Source organism: Acidovorax sp. ACV02 (assembly GCF_014851475.1).
In the GTDB taxonomy this organism is placed as follows: Bacteria; Pseudomonadota; Gammaproteobacteria; order Burkholderiales; family Burkholderiaceae_C; genus Acidovorax; species Acidovorax delafieldii.
This window is the reverse complement of sequence record NZ_JACUZU010000007.1, coordinates 292,505-309,622: the sequence shown is the minus strand read 5'-3', so window position 1 is coordinate 309,622 and position 17,118 is coordinate 292,505. Positions and strand designations below refer to the sequence as shown.

Genomic DNA, 17,118 nt, shown 5'->3' with positions numbered 1-17,118 from the left:
ATTGGCCTGTAGCGCTTGTTCGATAAGCGGGAAGTGCTATGAAGAATATAGCGAATTAGTGCGATGCCTAAAACGATGACCCCGGTTCGCTCAAAAACGCAAGCTCTTCGGCCGTGGAGGTGCGGCCCAGCACCGCGTTGCGATGCGGGTAGCGCCCAAAGCGGTCGATGATGGCCTTGTGCCGGCGCTCAAAGTCCAGGTTGTTTTCCATGCCCGGCTGCGCGAACAACTCCAAGGCTTGCTCATGAATCACGGCAGATTCGCTGTGCATATAAGGCATGTAGACAAACACGCGCTGGGCTGTGGGCAGACTGCGGTCCTGCCTGCTGGCCACCAGCTCCTGCGCCAGGGCGAGGGCCAGTGCGTCTTGCGCAAAGGCGCGGGCGGTGTCGCGGTACACATTGCGCGAGAACTGGTCCAGCACCAGGATTTCTGCCAACCGGCCTTCTGGGGTAGCGCGCCAGGGGAACAGTTCACAGCGGGCTGCGGCATCCAGCGTGGGGCCGAAGCGGGTGCGGATGGATTCGTCGAGGGCAGCGTCTTTGGCGAAGTGCTGCTGGGGAGTGAGTTCGGTGAACCAGAAGTGTAGGATTTGGAGCGATTGCATCAGAGCCATTGCGTGGTTTTGTTTGAAGGGGCGGTGCTCAAGAATTGTGGGTGGAGCTACCACAAGCATGAAGCGCTAAACGCAGCGGATTCGCTCGCTCCGTGCGCTAAGTTAATCCGCATTCTCCTTTTCAAGTCTCGAGAATGCCCATAGATCGCACTCCGCTTCGAATTCCTGACCCCACTCGTTTTCAATGTGAGCCAGTTCGTGCAGAACCGTGTGTGACAAGAATAAATACGGGCTGTTTTCTAACTGTTCACTTTCTGTCGCAAATCCGGTGACGACAAGCGCATCGATCACGCTGCTTATAGATCGTTCGTCAATAACTCGTCGTATAGCGATGATGAAAGAGTTATTGCTAATGGGCGGAAAGGCTGCTGCGATCGGATCCCCCCTAACGCTGTAGGCGTTGGCTTTGGCCCAAGAGCTGACGGTTTCGGCTGAAACCAGAGATACCGTCTTGGTTGCGAACCGCTTAATCAACCCTTCGAGTTCTGAGCGGTATATCTCGATGTCTTGGATATGCATGCGATCTGGCGTGTAACTAGGGAGCGTTCAAATGTCAAAACGGCGCCTAGAGGCAACAATTTTTAGAAGGCGCGATGCGAGCATGATCATGTCTCGTGGCTCCTTCGCTTCAATCGCAACACGACGATGTGATGATGGTTCACCAACCGTGCGCTTCGGTTACAGCTAGTCTATTTTGAATCAATGCTCGTTTGAGCGTATGGGCGCTTTCGGCTCAGTCGCTCTCAATCAAAAAAAGCCAGCAGACTTGAGGTCTGCTGGCTTTTTCAAGCTTTAAAGCGAAATTACTTCCCCCAAGAATCCTTCAACCCCACCGCAAAGTTAAATACCGGCTTCTCTGCTTTGTGGTCAATGCGGTCCGCCACAAAGTACCCATGCCGCTCAAACTGAAACTTGTCGTCCGGCTTCGCGTTGGCCAATGACGGCTCCACGATGGCCGTCACCACCTTCAGGCTGTTCGGGTTCAGGCTTTCGATGAAGTCCTTGCCGCCCGCGTCGGGCTGGGCGTCCAGGAACAGGCGGTCGTACATGCGCACTTCTGCGTTCACGCCGTCGGCCACGCCCACCCAGGTGATGGCGGCTTTGACCTTGACGCTGTCGGCGCCGGGGGTGCCGCTTTTGGTGTCCGGCACCACGGTGGCCAGCACTTCGGTGATGTTGCCGTCGGCGTCCTTGGTGCAGCCGGTGCATTCGATGACGTAGCCGCCCTTCAGGCGCACCTTGTTGCCGGGGAAGAGGCGCTTGTAGCCCTTGGGCGGCACTTCTTCAAAGTCTTCGCGCTCGATCCAGACTTCCTTGCCGATGGTGAAGTGGCGCAGGGGGCTCTCAACCCCCTCGGGTGGGTGGGGCAGGGCGGGCAGGCTGCAGGGCTCCAGGTGGCCTGCGCCCATCACGTCGTCCCAGTTGGTCAGCACCAGCTTGACGGGGTTGAGCACGGCCATGCCGCGGTGGGCCTTCAGCTCCAGGTCTTCGCGCAGGCAGCCTTCCAGGGTGCTGTAGTCGATCCAGCTGTCGGATTTGGTCACGCCAATGCGTTCGGCAAAGGTCTGGATGGCGGCGGGCGTGTAGCCACGGCGGCGCAGGCCGACGATGGTGGGCATGCGGGGGTCGTCCCAGCCGCTGACCTTGTGGTCGTACACCAGCTGGGCGAGCTTGCGTTTGCTGGTGATGACGTAGGTGAGGTTCAGGCGCGCAAATTCGTACTGGCGGGGGGGCGGGCTGGCCAGCAGGCCGCCTTCGGTCAAACGTTCCAGCAACCAGTCGTAGAAGGGGCGCTGGTCTTCAAACTCCAGCGTGCACAGGCTGTGGGTGATCTGCTCCAGCGCGTCCTCGATGGGGTGCGCGTAGGTGTACATGGGGTAGATGCACCAGGTGTCGCCCGTGTTGTGGTGCGTGGCGCGGCGGATGCGGTAGATGGCCGGGTCGCGCATGTTGATGTTGGGGCTGGCCATGTCGATCTTGGCGCGCAGCACCATCGATCCGTCTTCGTGCTGGCCGTCCTTCATCTCGCGGAAGATGCGCAGGTTCTCTGCCGGGGTGCGGCTGCGGAAGGGGCTGTCCACGCCGGGCTTGCTGAAGTCGCCCCGGTTTACGCGCATTTGTTCGGCGGTCTGTTCGTCCACGTAGGCGTGGCCAGCTTCGATCAGGTATTCGGCCGCGCGGTACATGAAGCCGAAGTAGTCGCTGGCCTGGTAGGGGGCAGCGCTGCCGGGGGTCTGGCCGATCTGTGTCCAGTCAAAACCGAGCCACTTCACGGCGTCGATGATGCTGTTGACGTATTCGGTGTCTTCTTTTTCGGGGTTGGTGTCGTCAAAGCGCAGGTGGCACACGCCGCCGTAGTCGCGCGCCAGGCCAAAGTTGATGCAGATGCTCTTGGCGTGGCCCACGTGCAGGTAGCCGTTGGGTTCGGGCGGGAAGCGGGTGCGGATCTTGGCGGGGTCGGGCTGGCCGGCCGTGTGGTGGGCGGCGTCGCCGGGGGTGCCAGCCCAGCGGCGGGTGGCGTAGGTGCCTTTGTCCAGGTCGTGTTCGATGATCTGGCGCAAAAAATTGCTGGGCTTGACGGTTTCAGGGGGCGCAGAAGTGGCAGTGGCGGCGGTATTGGCGGGGGAGGGGGTGCTCATCCAGCCATTTTAGGCGGCGGTTTCGTGACGGTTTACGCATTAAAACCAGCGCGTGTACGTTCAGACACAACGTAAAGACGATTTTGTGCCATCCTTTTAGGCACTTGGTGCGTTGTGTACCGGTGAGGCGTGTCCTTTTGGCTGGCCGCCCTCATTCACTAGGAGATTTCCATGACGAAAACCCGTTCTGTTTCTACTGCGGCCGCTGTGGCGGGTGTGGCGCTGGCCCTGTTGGCCGGTGCTGGCTCCGCCCAGGCCCGCGATGTCAATTGGTCTGTGGGCATTGGCGTGCCCGGCGTGGTGGTGGGTGCCAGCAATGGCTACTACGCCCCCGCCCCGGTGTATGTGGCACCGCCCCCACCGGTGTACTACGCTCCCCCTCCACGCCCTGTGTACTACAACGCTCCCCCGGTGTACTACACGCCACCCCCAGCGGTGTATTACGGCGGTTATGGCTACGGCCACCGCCACCACGGGCACGGCCACGGTCGCCACTGGGACCGTTGATCAGCCCCCAACGGCTGGTTTGTCACCAACCTCTTGGGCGCGAGTCGCTCACAGGCAGCGTTGCACAGGCTGCCTTTTACAGCGGTCCTTCGGGGCCGCTTTTTTATTGGGGCGGACCCTGCGCTGGGGCGCCGCATAATCCCGCACTCTGGCCTGCCAGCGTGGCAGGCGCATTGCCCCGGAGACTTTGTCTGTGACTGCCAATAAAACCGTTTTTGTCCTCAATGGCCCCAATCTGAACCTGCTGGGCACGCGCGAGCCTGCCGTTTACGGCGCGGCCACCCTGGCCGATGTGGAAAAGCTCTGCACCGACGCCTGCAACCGCCACGGTTTTGCGCTGCGTTTTCACCAAAGCAACCACGAAGGCGCGCTGGTGGACTGGATTCACGAGGCGGGCCGCCTGCACGCAGCGGGCGAGCTGGCGGGCGTGGTCATCAACGCCGGGGCCTACACCCACACCAGCATTGCACTGCACGATGCCATCAAGGGCACGGGCATCACCCTGATCGAGCTGCACATCAGCAATGTGCATGCGCGCGAGGCCTACCGCCACCATTCGTACATGGCAGCCGCCGCCAAGGCGGTGATGTGTGGCTTTGGCGTGCTGGGCTATGGCCTGGCGATTGACGGGCTGGCGCAGTTGCTGGCCCAGCAGCCAGCGGCCTGATGGCTGGGCGCGGGGGATTCCACGGCCATGGCCCCGCTGCCCCTGCAAGTTTCTGAGGACGAGGTTGAAATCACCGCCATGCGCGCGCAGGGCGCGGGCGGGCAAAACGTCAACAAGGTGTCCAGTGCCGTCCACCTGCGGTTTGACGTGGTGGCGTCGTTGCTGCCCGAGGGCGTGAAGGAGCGCCTGCTGGCCCTGCGCGACACCCGCATCACGCAAGACGGTGTGCTGGTCATCAAGGCCCAGCAGTACCGGAGCCAGGAGCAAAACCGTGCCGATGCCCTGGAGCGGCTCAATGCGCTGGTCAACAGCGTGGCCGTGCCGCCCCGCGTGCGCCGGGCCACCAAGCCCACCTATGGGTCGAAACAGCGGCGCTTGCAAAGCAAAACGCAGCGGGGCGAGACCAAGGCACTGCGGGGCAGGGTGCGCGACGGCTCCTGACCTGCGGGCCAGAGCAGGCCTGCGTAGGGGCTGGAGGGCGTTGCTTGCTGTGCGCCAAGGGGCTGTCAATGTTTGATTGGCATCATCCGTAGAACAATCTGTCTGCCTTGCAGGGCTTGGTATCACGGGCTATCAGTCCTACATTCATGGGGTTCCTTGTTGGAGTTGTCATGTCTGCCTCTGCCCAAGCCCCGGTTCCAGTTTCTGCCGCAGTCCCCGCGCTGTTTGTGTCGCATGGTGCGCCCTTGTTTGCGCTGGATGCGGGCACCACCGGCCCGGCGCTCACGCAATGGGGCCAGAGCCTGAAGTCGCAGTACCCCGGCCTGCGTGGTGTGGTGGTCATGTCGCCACACTGGATGGCGCGCTCGGCGCAGGTGATGACCGGGCCGCAGCCTGCCACATGGCACGACTTTGGCGGATTCCCTCCCGCGCTGTACCAGCTGCAGTACCCCGCTCCAGGCTCGCCCGCTTTGGCACAAGAAGTTCTGGGTCTGTTGCAGGCCGCTGGCGTGGCGGCCCAGGGCGATGCCGCGCGTCCCTTTGACCACGGCGCCTGGGTGCCGCTGATGCACTTGTTCCCGCAGGCCGACCTGCCTGTGGTGCAGGTGGCGCTGCCCGTGGGCGCGGGCCCGGCCGATGTGTATGCACTGGGCGCCGCCTTGCGCAGCCTGCGCAGCCAGGGCGTGCTGGTGGTGGGGTCGGGCAGCATGACGCACAACCTGGCCGAGTTTTTTGGCGGCGAGCGCGCGCCCGCGCCCTATGTGCTGGAGTTCAGCCGCTGGATCGAGGACGCTCTGGCCCGTGGGGACATGGCAGCACTGCTCAACTACCGCAGCCAGGCGCCTCACGCCCACCGTGCGCATCCGACCGAAGACCACTTTTTGCCGATCTTCTTTGCACTGGGTGCAGCAGGCGACGACCTTCACGCAAACTACTTGAGCCGCGAGGTGATGTACAGCATGCTGTCGATGGACGCTTTTGCCCTGGAGCCGGCGCACTGACACGGAGCTCCTCGCATTCCACCCGTTTTTGGCCCTAAACCATTCGAGGCGCACATATATGCTTACCTTGCCGCTCACATTTTTGCAGCGTCCCGCTGCCTCCACCGCACCCCGGCCCTGGCTGCTGGTGCTGATGCATGGCGTGGGCAGCAACGAGCAGGACCTGTTCAGCCTGGCCCCGCAGATCCCGGACCGGTTTCATGTGCTGAGCCTGCGGGCGCCGTTTCGCATGGGGCCGGGCTCACACGCGTGGTTTGATTTCTCCATCGAGCCCAGCGGCGAGCGCACCATCAACGAAGAGCAGGAGGCGCAAAGCCGCGCCCTGGTGGCCCAGGCGGTCGAGTCTGCCGCCGAGCAGCTGGGCATTCCGCCCGAGCGGGTGGTGGTGGGCGGCTTCAGCCAGGGCGGCATCATGGCGCTGTCGCTGTTGCTCACCCGGCCCGCGTTGATGCATGCAGGCCTGGTGTGGCACAGCCGCCTGCTGCCGCAGGTGGTGCCGCTCACCGCACCTGCCGATGCGCTGCGTGGCAAGCAACTGTGGCTGAGCCACGGTACCCACGACAACGTGATCCCGCTGGCCAACGCCCAGGCCATCGCCCACCACATGGCGCCACTGCCGGTGACGGTGACGTACCGCGAGTTCCCCAGCGCACACGAGATTCGCCCCTCCGAGCTGGCCGCCACGGTGGCCTGGCTGGAGTCGCTGTCCACCACGCCCACGGCGTTTTAGGCAGATTTGTGGGCGGGCCAGCCCGATGCTGGCTACATCGCGTTACCAGGTCCTGGGCGCATGACGATCCAATCGTGCAAGCCGCCCTTGGGGGGCTGGCAGGGAACGCCTGACGCTGCATAGGCTCGGACAAGGGTTGTTCCTGTGTTGAAGGAGAGTCCATGCCCGATCAAGACACCGCAGAATTCCGCCCCGCGCCAGAGCGCACCTCCGCCGCACTCTGGGTCTTGCTGGCCGCGCTGGTGTGCGCCGTGGCGGCTGGCGCGGCATGGTGGTTCTGGCTGCGGCCGGTGGAGCTCGCATTGGCGCCACCCCCTGTGGAGGCCGCTCCACCAGCACCGGCAGCGCCCACGCCCGCTCCCGAGGCGTCGGGGCCGCAGAACCCGGTGGATGTGCTGGCACCGCCTGACGCTGCCTTGCCTGCGCTGGCCGAGTCCGACGCCAGGGTGACAGAGCTGTTGGCCGAGCTGCTGGGCCGCGACAAGCTGGCGGTGTTTCTGCAGACCGATGGTTTTGTTCGCCGCGTGGTGGCCACCGTAGACAACCTGGGGCGTGCCCATGCCCCCTCGCGAATGTGGCCCGTGCAGCCCACGGCGCAGCGGTTTGTGGTGGATCGCACTGGCAACGCGCCCACCACCATCGCGGCGGCCAATGCCGCGCGCTACAGCACCTTCTTGGCGTTTGCCGAAGCGGTACCGATGGAGGCCGCCGTTGCGCTGTACGCGCGGCTGTACCCGCTGTTTCAGCAAGCGTATGAAGAGCTGGGCTATCCCCGGCGCTACTTCAACGACCGCCTGGTGGCGGTGCTGGACCAGCTGCTGCAAGCGCCCGAGCCCGCGGGCCCGCTCCAGGTCAAGCTCACGCCCGTGAACACCGAAGTGCCCAACCTGCGGCCCTGGGTGCGCTACGAGTTTGTGGACCCCGCGCTGGAGGCGCTGCCCAGCGGTCAGAAGATCCTGCTGCGCATGGGCCCCGCCAACGAGGCGCGTGCCAAGGCGCTGATCCGCGAGCTGCGCAAGCGCGTGGCGACGAGCGACGTGGCGCGCAAGTAAGGCCCTCTAGCCTGTCATGGGGTGGGAAGTGGCAGAGCCGTCTTGTAGCGCACCTGCTTGAGTGCGAAGCTCGACCGGATCTTCTCGACGCCCGGAATGGGGGACAGCTGCTCCAGAATAAAACGCTCCAACGCCCCAATGTCGGCAAGCGCTACGCGGATCAGGTAGTCGCTGTCGCCGCTCATCAGGTAGCACTCCATCACCTCATCGTGCTCGGCGATGCGGCGTTCAAAGTCGGCCAGGGCTTCCTTGCTTTGCGCCTTGAGGCTGATGCTGATGAACACATTCAGGCCCAGCCCCAGCGCCGCCGCATTGGCCAGCGCCACATAGCGACTGATGACGCCTGCTGCCTCCAGTGCCTTCACCCGCGCCAGGCAGGGCGAGGGCGACAGGTGCACGCGCCGCGCCAGTTCCACGTTGGACAAAGATCCATCGGCCTGCAGCTCGGCCAGAATGCGCAAATCGAGGGTATCCAGTTTCATATGCCGCAGTTTATGACTTTGGCGGCATAAAGTGCTATAGACGCGCGTTGCGAAAGGCAAAACGGCAACTCATTTGGAGCCAGCCTCGCTACAGTGGCCTCCATGAACGCCCTCACCCCCCACGCCCTGCTGCAACAAGCCACCGGCGCCCCCCTGGACGCCGATCCCGAAGAAACCGCCGAGTGGCGCGATGCCTTCCTGGCACTCGTCGCCACCGAAGGCCCCGAGCGAGCGCGGCACATGCTGCAGGAGCTGGTGCGGGTGGCGCGTGCGCAGCGCATTGGCTGGCAGCCCGACCTGAACACGCCGTACGTGAACACCGTGGCGGTGCAGGACCAGCCTGTGTTCCCGGGTGACCTGGCCATCGAGGAGCGCGTGGCTTCCATCGTGCGCTGGAACGCGCTGGCGATGGTGGTGCGCGCGAACCAGGCGTATGGCGAGCTGGGTGGGCACATTGCCAGCTACGCCAGTGCTGCGGATCTTTTCGAAAGCGGGTTTAACCATTTCTTTCGTGCCCGTGAAGGCCTGGGCGAAGGGCAGCACCGGGGCGATCTGGTGTTTTTCCAGCCGCACAGCGCGCCCGGCGTGTATGCCCGCGCCTTCCTGGAAGGGCGCCTGTCCGAGCAGGACCTGATGCACTACCGCCAGGAACTGACGGCGCCGGGTGCAGGCGCGCAGGGCCTGTCGAGCTACCCGCACCCCTGGCTGATGCCCGACTTCTGGCAGTTCCCCACGGGCTCGATGGGCATCGGCCCTATCAGCAGCATCTACCACGCGCGCTTCATGCGCTACCTCACGCACCGCAATCTGCTCGATTGCACCCACCGCAAGGTGTGGGGTGTGTTCGGCGATGGCGAAATGGACGAGCCCGAGAGCATGAGCGCGCTGACCCTGGCCGCGCGCGAGGGCCTCGACAACCTGGTCTGGGTGGTCAACTGCAACCTGCAGCGCCTGGACGGCCCGGTGCGTGGCAACGGCCGCATCATCGACGAGCTGGAGCGCCTGTTCGCCGGCGCGGGCTGGAACGTGGTCAAGCTGGTCTGGGGCAGCGACTGGGACGGCCTCTTCGCCCGCGACCTGACCGGCGCGCTGGTGCGCACGCTCGAAGGCACGGTGGACGGCCAGATGCAGACCTTCGCGGCCAAGGACGGTCGTTTCAACCGCGACAACTTCTTCGGCCAGAACCCCGAGCTGGCCGCGCTGGCCCAGGGCATGACCGACGAGCAGATCGACCGCTTGAAGCGCGGCGGGCATGACCTGGTGAAGATCCACGCCGCCTACGCCGCCGCTGCCGCCCACCAGGGCCAGCCCACCGTGATCCTGGCCCACACCAAAAAGGGCTACGGCATGGGCACTGCCGGCCAGGGCAAGATGACCACGCACAGCCAGAAGAAGCTGGACGAGACCGACCTCATCGAGTTTCGCAATCGCTTCAACCTGCCGCTCAGCGACGAGCAGGCCACCAGCCTGGCCTTCTTCAAGCCCGCCGAAGACAGCTCGGAGATGCGCTACCTGCGCAGCCACCGCGACGCACTGGGCGGCTACCTGCCGCGCCGCGAGACGGCGTGCGACGCGCTGCCCGTCCCATCCATTGATAGCTACGCGCAGTTCGCGCTGCAGGCCGATGGCAAGGAGATGAGCACCACCATGGCCTTCGTGCGCATGCTGGGCACGTTGCTCAAAGACGCCACGCTGGGCCCGCGCATCGTGCCCATCGTGGCCGACGAGGCGCGCACCTTCGGCATGGCCAATCTGTTCAAGCAGGTGGGCATCTACAGCAGCGTGGGCCAGCGTTATGCGCCCGAGGACATCGGCTCGGTGCTGAGCTACCGCGAGGCGCTGGATGGCCAGATCTTGGAAGAAGGCATCAGCGAGGCCGGCGCTATCGCAAGCTGGACGGCGGCCGCCACCAGCTACAGCGTGCACGGCCTGGCCATGCTACCGTTTTATATCTACTACTCGATGTTCGGCTTCCAGCGCGTGGGCGATGCCATCTGGGCTGCGGCTGACCAGCGTGCGCGCGGCTTCCTCTTGGGCGCGACCTCGGGCCGCACCACACTGGGCGGCGAGGGCCTGCAGCACCAGGACGGCAGCAGCCACCTGGTGGCCGCCACCATTCCCAACTGCAAGGCCTACGACCCGGCCTACGCGGGCGAGATGGCCGTCATCATCGATGCCGGCATGCGCGAGATGGTGACCGAGCAGCGCGACGTTTTCTACTACGTCACGCTGATGAACGAGAACTACGCCCAGCCCGACCTGCCCGCTGGTGCGGCAGAAGGTGTGCTGCGTGGATGCTATGTTTTCAGGAGCTATCCAGGCAATATGCACCAGCGCGACAGCGAGATTTCGTCCAAAAGCGTCACCCTGATGGGCTCTGGTGCCATCCTGACCGAGGTGGTCAAGGCAGCAGAGCAACTTGCCGGCGAGGGTGTGGATGTGACTGTGCTCAGCGTCACAAGCTGGAGCGAACTGGCCCGCGACGGTGTGGCCTGCGAGCAGCGCTGGCTGGCGGGCGATGCCCAGCCTGCACCCGCATGGCTGACTCAGCAATTGGCCACGACCCGTGGACCAGTGATCGCCGCCACCGACTACGTGCGCGCCGTGCCGGAAACCGTGCGCGCCTTGGTGCTGGAGGGGCGGCGGTTCGTCACCCTCGGCACCGATGGTTTTGGCCGCAGCGACACCCGCGCGGCGCTGCGCCAGTTCTTTGGCGTGGATGCGCAGGCCGTGGCGCACGCAGCGCGACGCACACTGTCTGCGGGCTGACGGCCGCACGGGACACCCGCGCGCCGCGCCGGCGCCACCTTGCAGGCCCACGGTGTGGCGCTGGCGCTGCTGCCAGGTGATGTCCCTGTTGCGCAGCGGCATCCCCTTCCTACAATGGGTTACATACTGATTGGAGGGCGCCATGGCCGACATCACCTGGGACCACAGTCCCCCGACCACCTGGAACGCCATGGTCAACGGCCAGGCCGTGTGCTCTGTCAAACGCAAGGACATTGGCGGGTGGACGGCTGCCTGGACGGACGACCGTCTGTGGCCCGCGCCCACCCACCTGCCCAGGGCTACGCCGCAGCCCACGCGTTTTTTTGGCAGCCTTGAAGAAGCCAAGCTGGCGGTGGAGCAGGTGCTGGCAGCCTGAAATTGGCCACGGCTGCGGCCAAGGTGCCGCAGTGTGAATCAATGCTATTTGTTTGATAGCTTATTGCGCAATACCAGCAAGCGCTGGAGGCTGAAAATTGCCAAAGTACGGCGCGTGAGGCATGGAGTTGCCTTCAGCCGACCAGCAACGCGCCCAGGCGTGTCAGGTTCACGTCGCAGCTGCTGACGACCACGCCCACACGCTGGCTGCGCAGCTCGATGCGTATCGCACTTGCCGCTGAAAAGCCCAGGCACCCTTGGGTTCCACCACCGGGTGCATGCGCTCGGCAAAAAATGGACACGCCGTCCACCAGTTGCTCGTCCGTCACCGTGAGGATGTCGTCCGTATCGCGCCGGATGATGGCAAAACTGATTTGCCCCAGGTGCTACGTCTGCGCGCCATCGGCAATCGTCTTGGTCGTATCGATGTGCGCGATGGCCCCGGTGCGCCAGGACTGTTGGCCGTCGTTGCCCGCAGCGGGCACTACGCCGTAGAGCTTGCAGCGGGGCGGCAGGGCCCGCGTGGCCAGCGCCGTGCCCGACAGGAGCCCGCCGCTGTCCAGGCACAAGAACAGCGCGTCGAGTGCGCCGACTGCCTCGAACAGCTCCTTCGCCGCCGTGCCGTGCCCTGGCCTGCCAGCACGTCGGCATGGTCGAACGGGGGAATCACTTTGAGGCCGTACTGCGGCGCCATGGCGCGGGTGCTCTGTTCGCGGTCCTCGATGTAGCGGTCATAGAGCACCACCGTGGCGCCATACCCCTGAGCGGTGGCGACCTCGGCGGCGGGCACCTCCCGCGGCATGACGATGGTGGCCGGAATGCCCAGCTCTCGCGCTGCGAGAGCGATGCGCTGGGCGCGGTTGTCGGACGAAAGCGCCACCACACTCGCCTTGCGCTGGGCTGCATCGAAGTGATAGAGCACGGTGAACGCCCCCCGGAACTTGAAGGCGCCCATGCGCGGCATGGTTCTCGCACTTGGAGAGCACCTGCGCACCCCATTCCGCGTCGAGGCTGCGCGAGGCGAGCATGGGGCGGTGGGCGTGCCCTGCGATGCAGCCGGCTGTGGCCACCACGTCGTCGTAGGTGGGCAGGGCCGTGGGGGCGCGATGGGAGTCTTCGTTCAGGGGTCTCAGCGCGAGTGAAGAAGGCGTTGGCGGCCGCGCCTAGCGTGTCAGGGTAGCTTCACGGCCGCCAATGCGTTTGAGGTGGAGAGGTACAGCGTAGACCCATTCACTGCGATGCCCGTGGGTTCGTCGATGAAGCCCGGCAGCGGGCCGGCCGCGAAGCCCTTGTTCCAGCGCTGGCCTACTAGGGTGCTCACCTGGCCGTCGGCGCCGATCTTGCGCACCACGCGGTTGCGCGGATCGGTCACGTAAACGTTGCCGCTGGCATCGGCGGCCAGCCAGGCGTGGGAGTCCGAGATGGCTGCGCCGGTGTCCACGGTCAACTGCGCCGAGGCCACCGGACCGTCCACCAGCGCTGGCGGCAGGTCCGGGCGCCCCGCAATCGTGCTCACCACCCCGGCGGGCGTAATCTTGCGGACGGTGGGGCCGATGCCCGTGATGTTGTGGTAGCGGCCGTCCACCACATAGACGTTGCCCTCGGCATCGATGGTCATCTGGCCCAAGGCCGAGAACTGCGCCGAGGCTGCCGGACCATCCGCGTGTCCGCGCGCGTTGGGATTCCCCGCAAACACGCTGACGGCGCCGGCCGGGGTGACCTTGAATACCACGCCCTGCAGGGAAACCGCATAGACGGTGCCGCCAATGTCGGTGACCATGCCAGTCAGTCCCTGCAGCAGAAAGCCCGGTATCGCGTCTAGCTGGGCGGAGAGGTCGGCATGCACAGTAACGTTGCCTGCAGGGGTTGTCTTGAGGATGCGCTTGAAGTCGAAAGAATAGATGTTGCCCGCTCCATCGATGGACAGCGGAGCCGAGCCGCAGAAGGCCACGTCGTTGATCGGACCTGTCATCTGTGCGCACGGGTTCTTGGCGCGGCCGAGGGTGGCCACCGTGCCATCGGATGTGACGGTGCGCAGCGCGGCGTTGTTGCGGTCGCGCACGTACAGCGTGCCTGCCTTGTCCACCGCCAGCGCGCCAGGGCTGTCAAAGCGCGCGGCGCTGCCGCGGCCATCGGTGTGCCCTGCCAGCGAGGCGGTGCCCACCTGCAGGTCGGGCGCGCCGGCGCGCGGAGTGCGGTAGACAACCGCATACGTTCGATAGGCGTCGGAGGGACCGTTTTCGGTGATGAGGATGCGGCCTTCGGCATCCACCGCCAGATGTTTGCCCGCACAGAAGGGTTGGGGCAGCATGTTGGGTCCAAAGCTGCAGTTGTCCGCGCGCCGCACGGTTGTGACGGAGCCATCGGCCGCGATCTCGCGCACGGGCGTGCCCTCATAGCGGTCCAGGACGAACACTCGGTTGGAGCGGTCTATCGCGATGGCCTGCAATGCACCAAATTTGGCCGCGCTAGCCGCTCCATCCACGTAGCCCGCGTTATTGAGAGTCACCGTGCCCGACAGCACAGTGGCCTGTCCGTTGGGCGCGTACTTGCGCACCACATGATCGTTGGGATCTGCAGCGTACAGGGTTCCTGCAGAGTCGGTCGCCAGGTTGACGGGGTATAGGCGGTCTGGGTTGTAGCTCCCGAAGCCCGGAGTTGCGTACTGGCTGGCCCTGAAGATGACCGTTGTGACCACCCCTGCGGGCGTGATTTTGCGTATGGGATTGCCTGTCGGCGTCAGGGAGATGTCTTGCAAGGTTGGCGCCCATTCGGACACAAACACATTGCCCTCCCGGTCCACCGCAATGCTGGTCGGGCTGCACAGCGTGGCCGCCGTACCGGTGCCATCGGCGTTGCCGCATACGCCCACCTTGCCGGCCAGCGTCGTGACGTTGCCCGCGGCATCGATCTTGCGCACCAGGTGGTTGCCGGCGTCTGCCACATAGGCGTTGCCGGCCGCATCCACCGCCACGGCCTGAGGGACATTGAAGCGGGCTGCAGTGCCCGATGCATCCAGGTAGCGCGGCCCTTCACTGCTGGCGTCGCTGCGGGTGGGACCACCTCCCGCCCAGGTGCTGAGCTGCCCGGTGGGCGCTAACCGGCGAATGGTCTGGTTTCCCGGGTCGGTAATCAGTACATCGCCGTTGGGTGCCAGTGCCATGCCGCCGCTTTCGGTACTGATCTTGGCCGCAGTGCTCAGGCCGTCCTGCGTTCCTGGCCCCTCGGTAGTGCCAGCCAGCAACGCCAGGGGCGTGGCGGGCGGAGGAGGCGGTGGTGCATCACCCCCTGACCCTCCACCGCACGATACCAGCGCAGACATGGCCAGCGAGGTCCAGAGCGAGTGGGACAGCCGACGGCGGCTGCACGTGGATGCATCGGGCATGGTTGCGTACCTCAGGAATAACAATGAACGGGTGGGGTGCCGCCGCTGGCTAGCGTGCCGCAGCGATGCTGCACAAGGATTGGCGGTGGCGCCATGGCGGCGGCACGCCCAGCGCGAGCGCGGTGCACGGCAGCTGGCTGCGGGTTGATCACGGCAACTGCACCTGCACCACCGCGTTCGGCATCGATATGTACATCATTGAATTGCGCACCGCGATTCCGGCCGGGCGATTGATGATGCCGGGCAGATCGCCTGCTGCAAACCCGTTCTTCCACAGCTGCCCCACCAGTGTGCTGACCTGACCGTCAGGGGCAATCTTGCGGATCACGCTGTTGACCGGATCTGTGACATACACGTTGCCCTTGCTGTCCACTGCAAGGCTGGCTGTCTCACCGGACGATGTGGAGCCCACCGTGAATTGCGCAGTTGCCGCGGGACCATCAGCGTAGCCAGCAGCGGCGTTGGGATTGCCTGCCAACGTGCTGACCAGCCCGGCTGGCGTGATCTTGCGGATGGTGGGCCCCACTTTGACGTTGATATTGGACAGGCCGTCAACCACATAGAGGTTGTCTGCTGCATCAATGGTCATATAGCCCGGCGCCGCAAATTGTGCTGCGGCCCCTTGCCCGTCAACATGGCCTACCGTGGCAACGCTACCTGCGAACAGCGTGACTGCGCCATTCGTGTCAATCTTGAAAATTGCACCCTTGAGCGTGGAAACGTAGACATTGCCCTTGCTGTCCGCCGCAATTCCGGATGCATTGTTGCTCATGAATATGTAAGTGGACGTTGTCAGCAGCGACGTCAGGTCTGCAAGGAGGGTCACCTCGCAATTGCGCATTTTGAGGACGAGCGTCTCATGGACGGTATACAGGTTTCCAGCACCGTCAGTGGCCAGCGGGCCACTGTTGTACCCCAAGGACCCACTGGTCGGACCTGAAAGGGACAGAAATTCGCTGGCCAGGCCGGTGACTGCCGTGCAATGCCCGCCCGGTTTGCCCAAGGTGCGAACCAGGCCGTCTGCTTGCACTGTTCGGATGTTGTTGGTTCCTTTGTCCCGCGTCCACATGTTGCCGTTGTCCCGTACGTACAGAGATCCAGATGGGTTGAAGGCCAATGCACCGGGCCGGCCAAATCGAGCACTACTACCCTGTCCATCTTCTGAACCTTCGGCGGAGGGCAGTCCGGCGACCATGGTGGACGTGCCTTGCGGCGTGTAGCTGCGCAGCTGGGCATATCTGTAAGAGCCATCGTAGTACCCATATTCGGTAACGAGAAACTCGCCGCTGGCCTTGACGACCATTTGGTCTGCTGTACACAGAGTTCCTGGGGCGCCCACAGCGAAACCAACTGGGCTGGTGGTGCAAGACTGCGCACGGAAGAGTGTTGTTACAGCTCCATCACCTGCAATCCGCCGAATCGTCGGGTAGCCCGTGTTGTCGGGGACCAGCACATGCAGGCGGTCCGCGGCGTCGAATGCTATGGCGCGGAAGCTGCGGAACTGCGCGGCAGATGCCGTACCGTCCGCATCCCCTTCATTGCTCTGAGTTGCGTTACCAGATACCAAAGCGGCTTGCCCATCGGCTGTGTACTTGCGGATTACGTGGTCGTTGGGGTCGGCCGCGTACAGCGTTCCCTGCGAGTCGGTCCCCAATAGCACAGCATCGTAGTAGTAAGTCGGGCCCCAAGGGCCGGGCCTGGCGGTTGGGTACAAACTGGCTTTGCTGACCAACGTGCTCACTTCCCCAGCGGCAGTAATCTTGCGAACGGCGTTGGCTGCGGAGTTACCTTGTGCCACAAATACATTGCCAGCCTTGTCCACAGCGATGCTGCTGGGATTGCACAAGGTCGCGATGCCAGTGGGGCCATCTTGATTGCCGCAGACGCCAGGTTTTCCGGCCAGCGTGGTGACTTTGCCCGCTGCACTGATCTTGCGGACCAGATTGTTTCCTGTATCTGCAACATAGGTGTTTCCGGCCCCATCGACGGCGGCTGCCATCGGCCTGCGGAAACGTGCGTCCGGGCCGTTACCATCGGCAAAATTGACGACCTCGGGTGCTGGACCTCCACCACCGGCCAAGGTGCTCACCTGATCCTGGGTGGCACTCAGTTTGCGGATGCGATGGTTACCTGTGTCCGCTATGACGACGTCGCCTGATGTGGTCACCGCCATCCCACCCATATCGACATTGAAACGGGCTTCGCTGAGCGCTGCGCCATCCTGATTGCCGTCGCCATTGGGATCTCCAGCCAGGACTGAGAGGGCTGTAGCCGGAACGGCTGGTGGCGGTGGCGGCGGTACTGGCGTTTCCACGGAGCCGCCAGAGCCCCCCCCGCAAGCGGTGACAGCGGTGGCTACCAACGCAACCAGCAGGCTGATGCGTCGCAGTCGTTCGTTGGATCTGATGTGCCCCATGAGACTCCCGGGATAAATGTTGCTTAGTGAAAAAATGT

General features: G+C 64.2%; 15 protein-coding genes and 1 pseudogene. 8 read left to right on the top strand and 8 right to left on the bottom strand.

The window, feature by feature from the left end; all coding sequences use genetic code 11:
* Positions 1 to 67: 67 nt before the first annotated feature.
* The 3 genes from IB236_RS18415 to IB236_RS18405 form a co-directional block, all read right to left on the bottom strand.
* The gene (locus IB236_RS18415; protein WP_192421727.1) at positions 68 to 607 is read right to left on the bottom strand and encodes a DUF924 family protein; all 540 of its coding nucleotides are present in this window, start codon (positions 605 to 607) and stop codon (positions 68 to 70) included.
* Positions 608 to 718: 111 nt separating this feature from the next.
* Positions 719 to 1,135 carry a hypothetical protein gene (locus IB236_RS18410; protein ID WP_108497264.1) on the bottom strand — a complete coding sequence of 139 codons (417 nt, stop codon included), beginning with the start codon at positions 1,133 to 1,135 and terminating at the stop codon, positions 719 to 721.
* Between the two features lie 284 nt (positions 1,136 to 1,419).
* Positions 1,420 to 3,255: a glutamine--tRNA ligase/YqeY domain fusion protein gene (locus tag IB236_RS18405; protein ID WP_192421726.1), complete on the bottom strand. Its 1,836-nt coding sequence runs from the start codon at positions 3,253 to 3,255 to the stop codon at positions 1,420 to 1,422.
* A 171-nt stretch (positions 3,256 to 3,426) separates the two neighbouring features.
* On the opposite strand from IB236_RS18405, the gene IB236_RS18400 reads away from it, so the two are divergent.
* The 6 genes from IB236_RS18400 to IB236_RS18375 all read left to right on the top strand — a co-directional run bounded on the left by IB236_RS18400 (position 3,427) and on the right by IB236_RS18375 (position 7,653).
* Positions 3,427 to 3,762, top strand: a complete 336-nt coding sequence (locus IB236_RS18400) for a hypothetical protein (RefSeq protein ID WP_056064701.1) — start codon at positions 3,427 to 3,429, stop codon at positions 3,760 to 3,762.
* Between the two features lie 193 nt (positions 3,763 to 3,955).
* Positions 3,956 to 4,429 carry a type II 3-dehydroquinate dehydratase gene (gene aroQ / locus IB236_RS18395; RefSeq protein WP_015014979.1) on the top strand — a complete coding sequence of 158 codons (474 nt, stop codon included), beginning with the start codon at positions 3,956 to 3,958 and terminating at the stop codon, positions 4,427 to 4,429.
* A gap of 27 nt (positions 4,430 to 4,456) precedes the next feature.
* Positions 4,457 to 4,870, top strand: coding sequence for an alternative ribosome rescue aminoacyl-tRNA hydrolase ArfB (gene arfB / locus IB236_RS18390; RefSeq protein WP_192421725.1), 414 nt, complete (start codon positions 4,457 to 4,459; stop codon positions 4,868 to 4,870).
* Between the two features lie 170 nt (positions 4,871 to 5,040).
* The gene (locus IB236_RS18385) at positions 5,041 to 5,871 is read left to right on the top strand and encodes a class III extradiol ring-cleavage dioxygenase (RefSeq protein ID WP_192421724.1); all 831 of its coding nucleotides are present in this window, start codon (positions 5,041 to 5,043) and stop codon (positions 5,869 to 5,871) included.
* Between the two features lie 58 nt (positions 5,872 to 5,929).
* Positions 5,930 to 6,601 carry an alpha/beta hydrolase gene (locus IB236_RS18380; RefSeq protein WP_056747068.1) on the top strand — a complete coding sequence of 224 codons (672 nt, stop codon included), beginning with the start codon at positions 5,930 to 5,932 and terminating at the stop codon, positions 6,599 to 6,601.
* Positions 6,602 to 6,762: 161 nt separating this feature from the next.
* Entirely contained in the window at positions 6,763 to 7,653 is an 891-nt protein-coding gene (locus IB236_RS18375) for a DUF3014 domain-containing protein (RefSeq protein WP_056747069.1), read from the top strand.
* A gap of 14 nt (positions 7,654 to 7,667) precedes the next feature.
* Here IB236_RS18375 and IB236_RS18370 read toward each other — a convergent pair whose 3' ends face one another.
* Positions 7,668 to 8,135 carry an Lrp/AsnC family transcriptional regulator gene (locus tag IB236_RS18370; protein ID WP_056064679.1) on the bottom strand — a complete coding sequence of 156 codons (468 nt, stop codon included), beginning with the start codon at positions 8,133 to 8,135 and terminating at the stop codon, positions 7,668 to 7,670.
* A gap of 102 nt (positions 8,136 to 8,237) precedes the next feature.
* On the opposite strand from IB236_RS18370, the gene mdeB reads away from it, so the two are divergent.
* Positions 8,238 to 10,904 carry an alpha-ketoglutarate dehydrogenase gene (gene mdeB / locus IB236_RS18365; protein WP_192421723.1) on the top strand — a complete coding sequence of 889 codons (2,667 nt, stop codon included), beginning with the start codon at positions 8,238 to 8,240 and terminating at the stop codon, positions 10,902 to 10,904.
* Positions 10,905 to 11,046: 142 nt separating this feature from the next.
* Positions 11,047 to 11,280: a hypothetical protein gene (locus IB236_RS18360; RefSeq protein WP_056747071.1), complete on the top strand. Its 234-nt coding sequence runs from the start codon at positions 11,047 to 11,049 to the stop codon at positions 11,278 to 11,280.
* A 133-nt stretch (positions 11,281 to 11,413) separates the two neighbouring features.
* On the opposite strand, the gene IB236_RS24635 is transcribed toward IB236_RS18360, so the two are convergent.
* The 4 genes and pseudogenes from IB236_RS24635 to IB236_RS18345 form a co-directional block, all read right to left on the bottom strand.
* A complete protein-coding gene (locus IB236_RS24635; protein ID WP_370539931.1) occupies positions 11,414 to 11,608 on the bottom strand; it encodes a hypothetical protein in 195 nt (64 codons plus the stop codon).
* A 57-nt stretch (positions 11,609 to 11,665) separates the two neighbouring features.
* Positions 11,666 to 12,234 (bottom strand): annotated as a pseudogene (locus tag IB236_RS24630) (pyridoxal-phosphate dependent enzyme).
* A 216-nt stretch (positions 12,235 to 12,450) separates the two neighbouring features.
* A complete protein-coding gene (locus IB236_RS18350) occupies positions 12,451 to 14,664 on the bottom strand; it encodes a hypothetical protein (RefSeq protein ID WP_192421722.1) in 2,214 nt (737 codons plus the stop codon).
* Positions 14,665 to 14,812: 148 nt separating this feature from the next.
* Positions 14,813 to 16,978, bottom strand: coding sequence for a hypothetical protein (locus tag IB236_RS18345; protein ID WP_192421721.1), 2,166 nt, complete (start codon positions 16,976 to 16,978; stop codon positions 14,813 to 14,815).
* Positions 16,979 to 17,118: the final 140 nt, after the last annotated feature.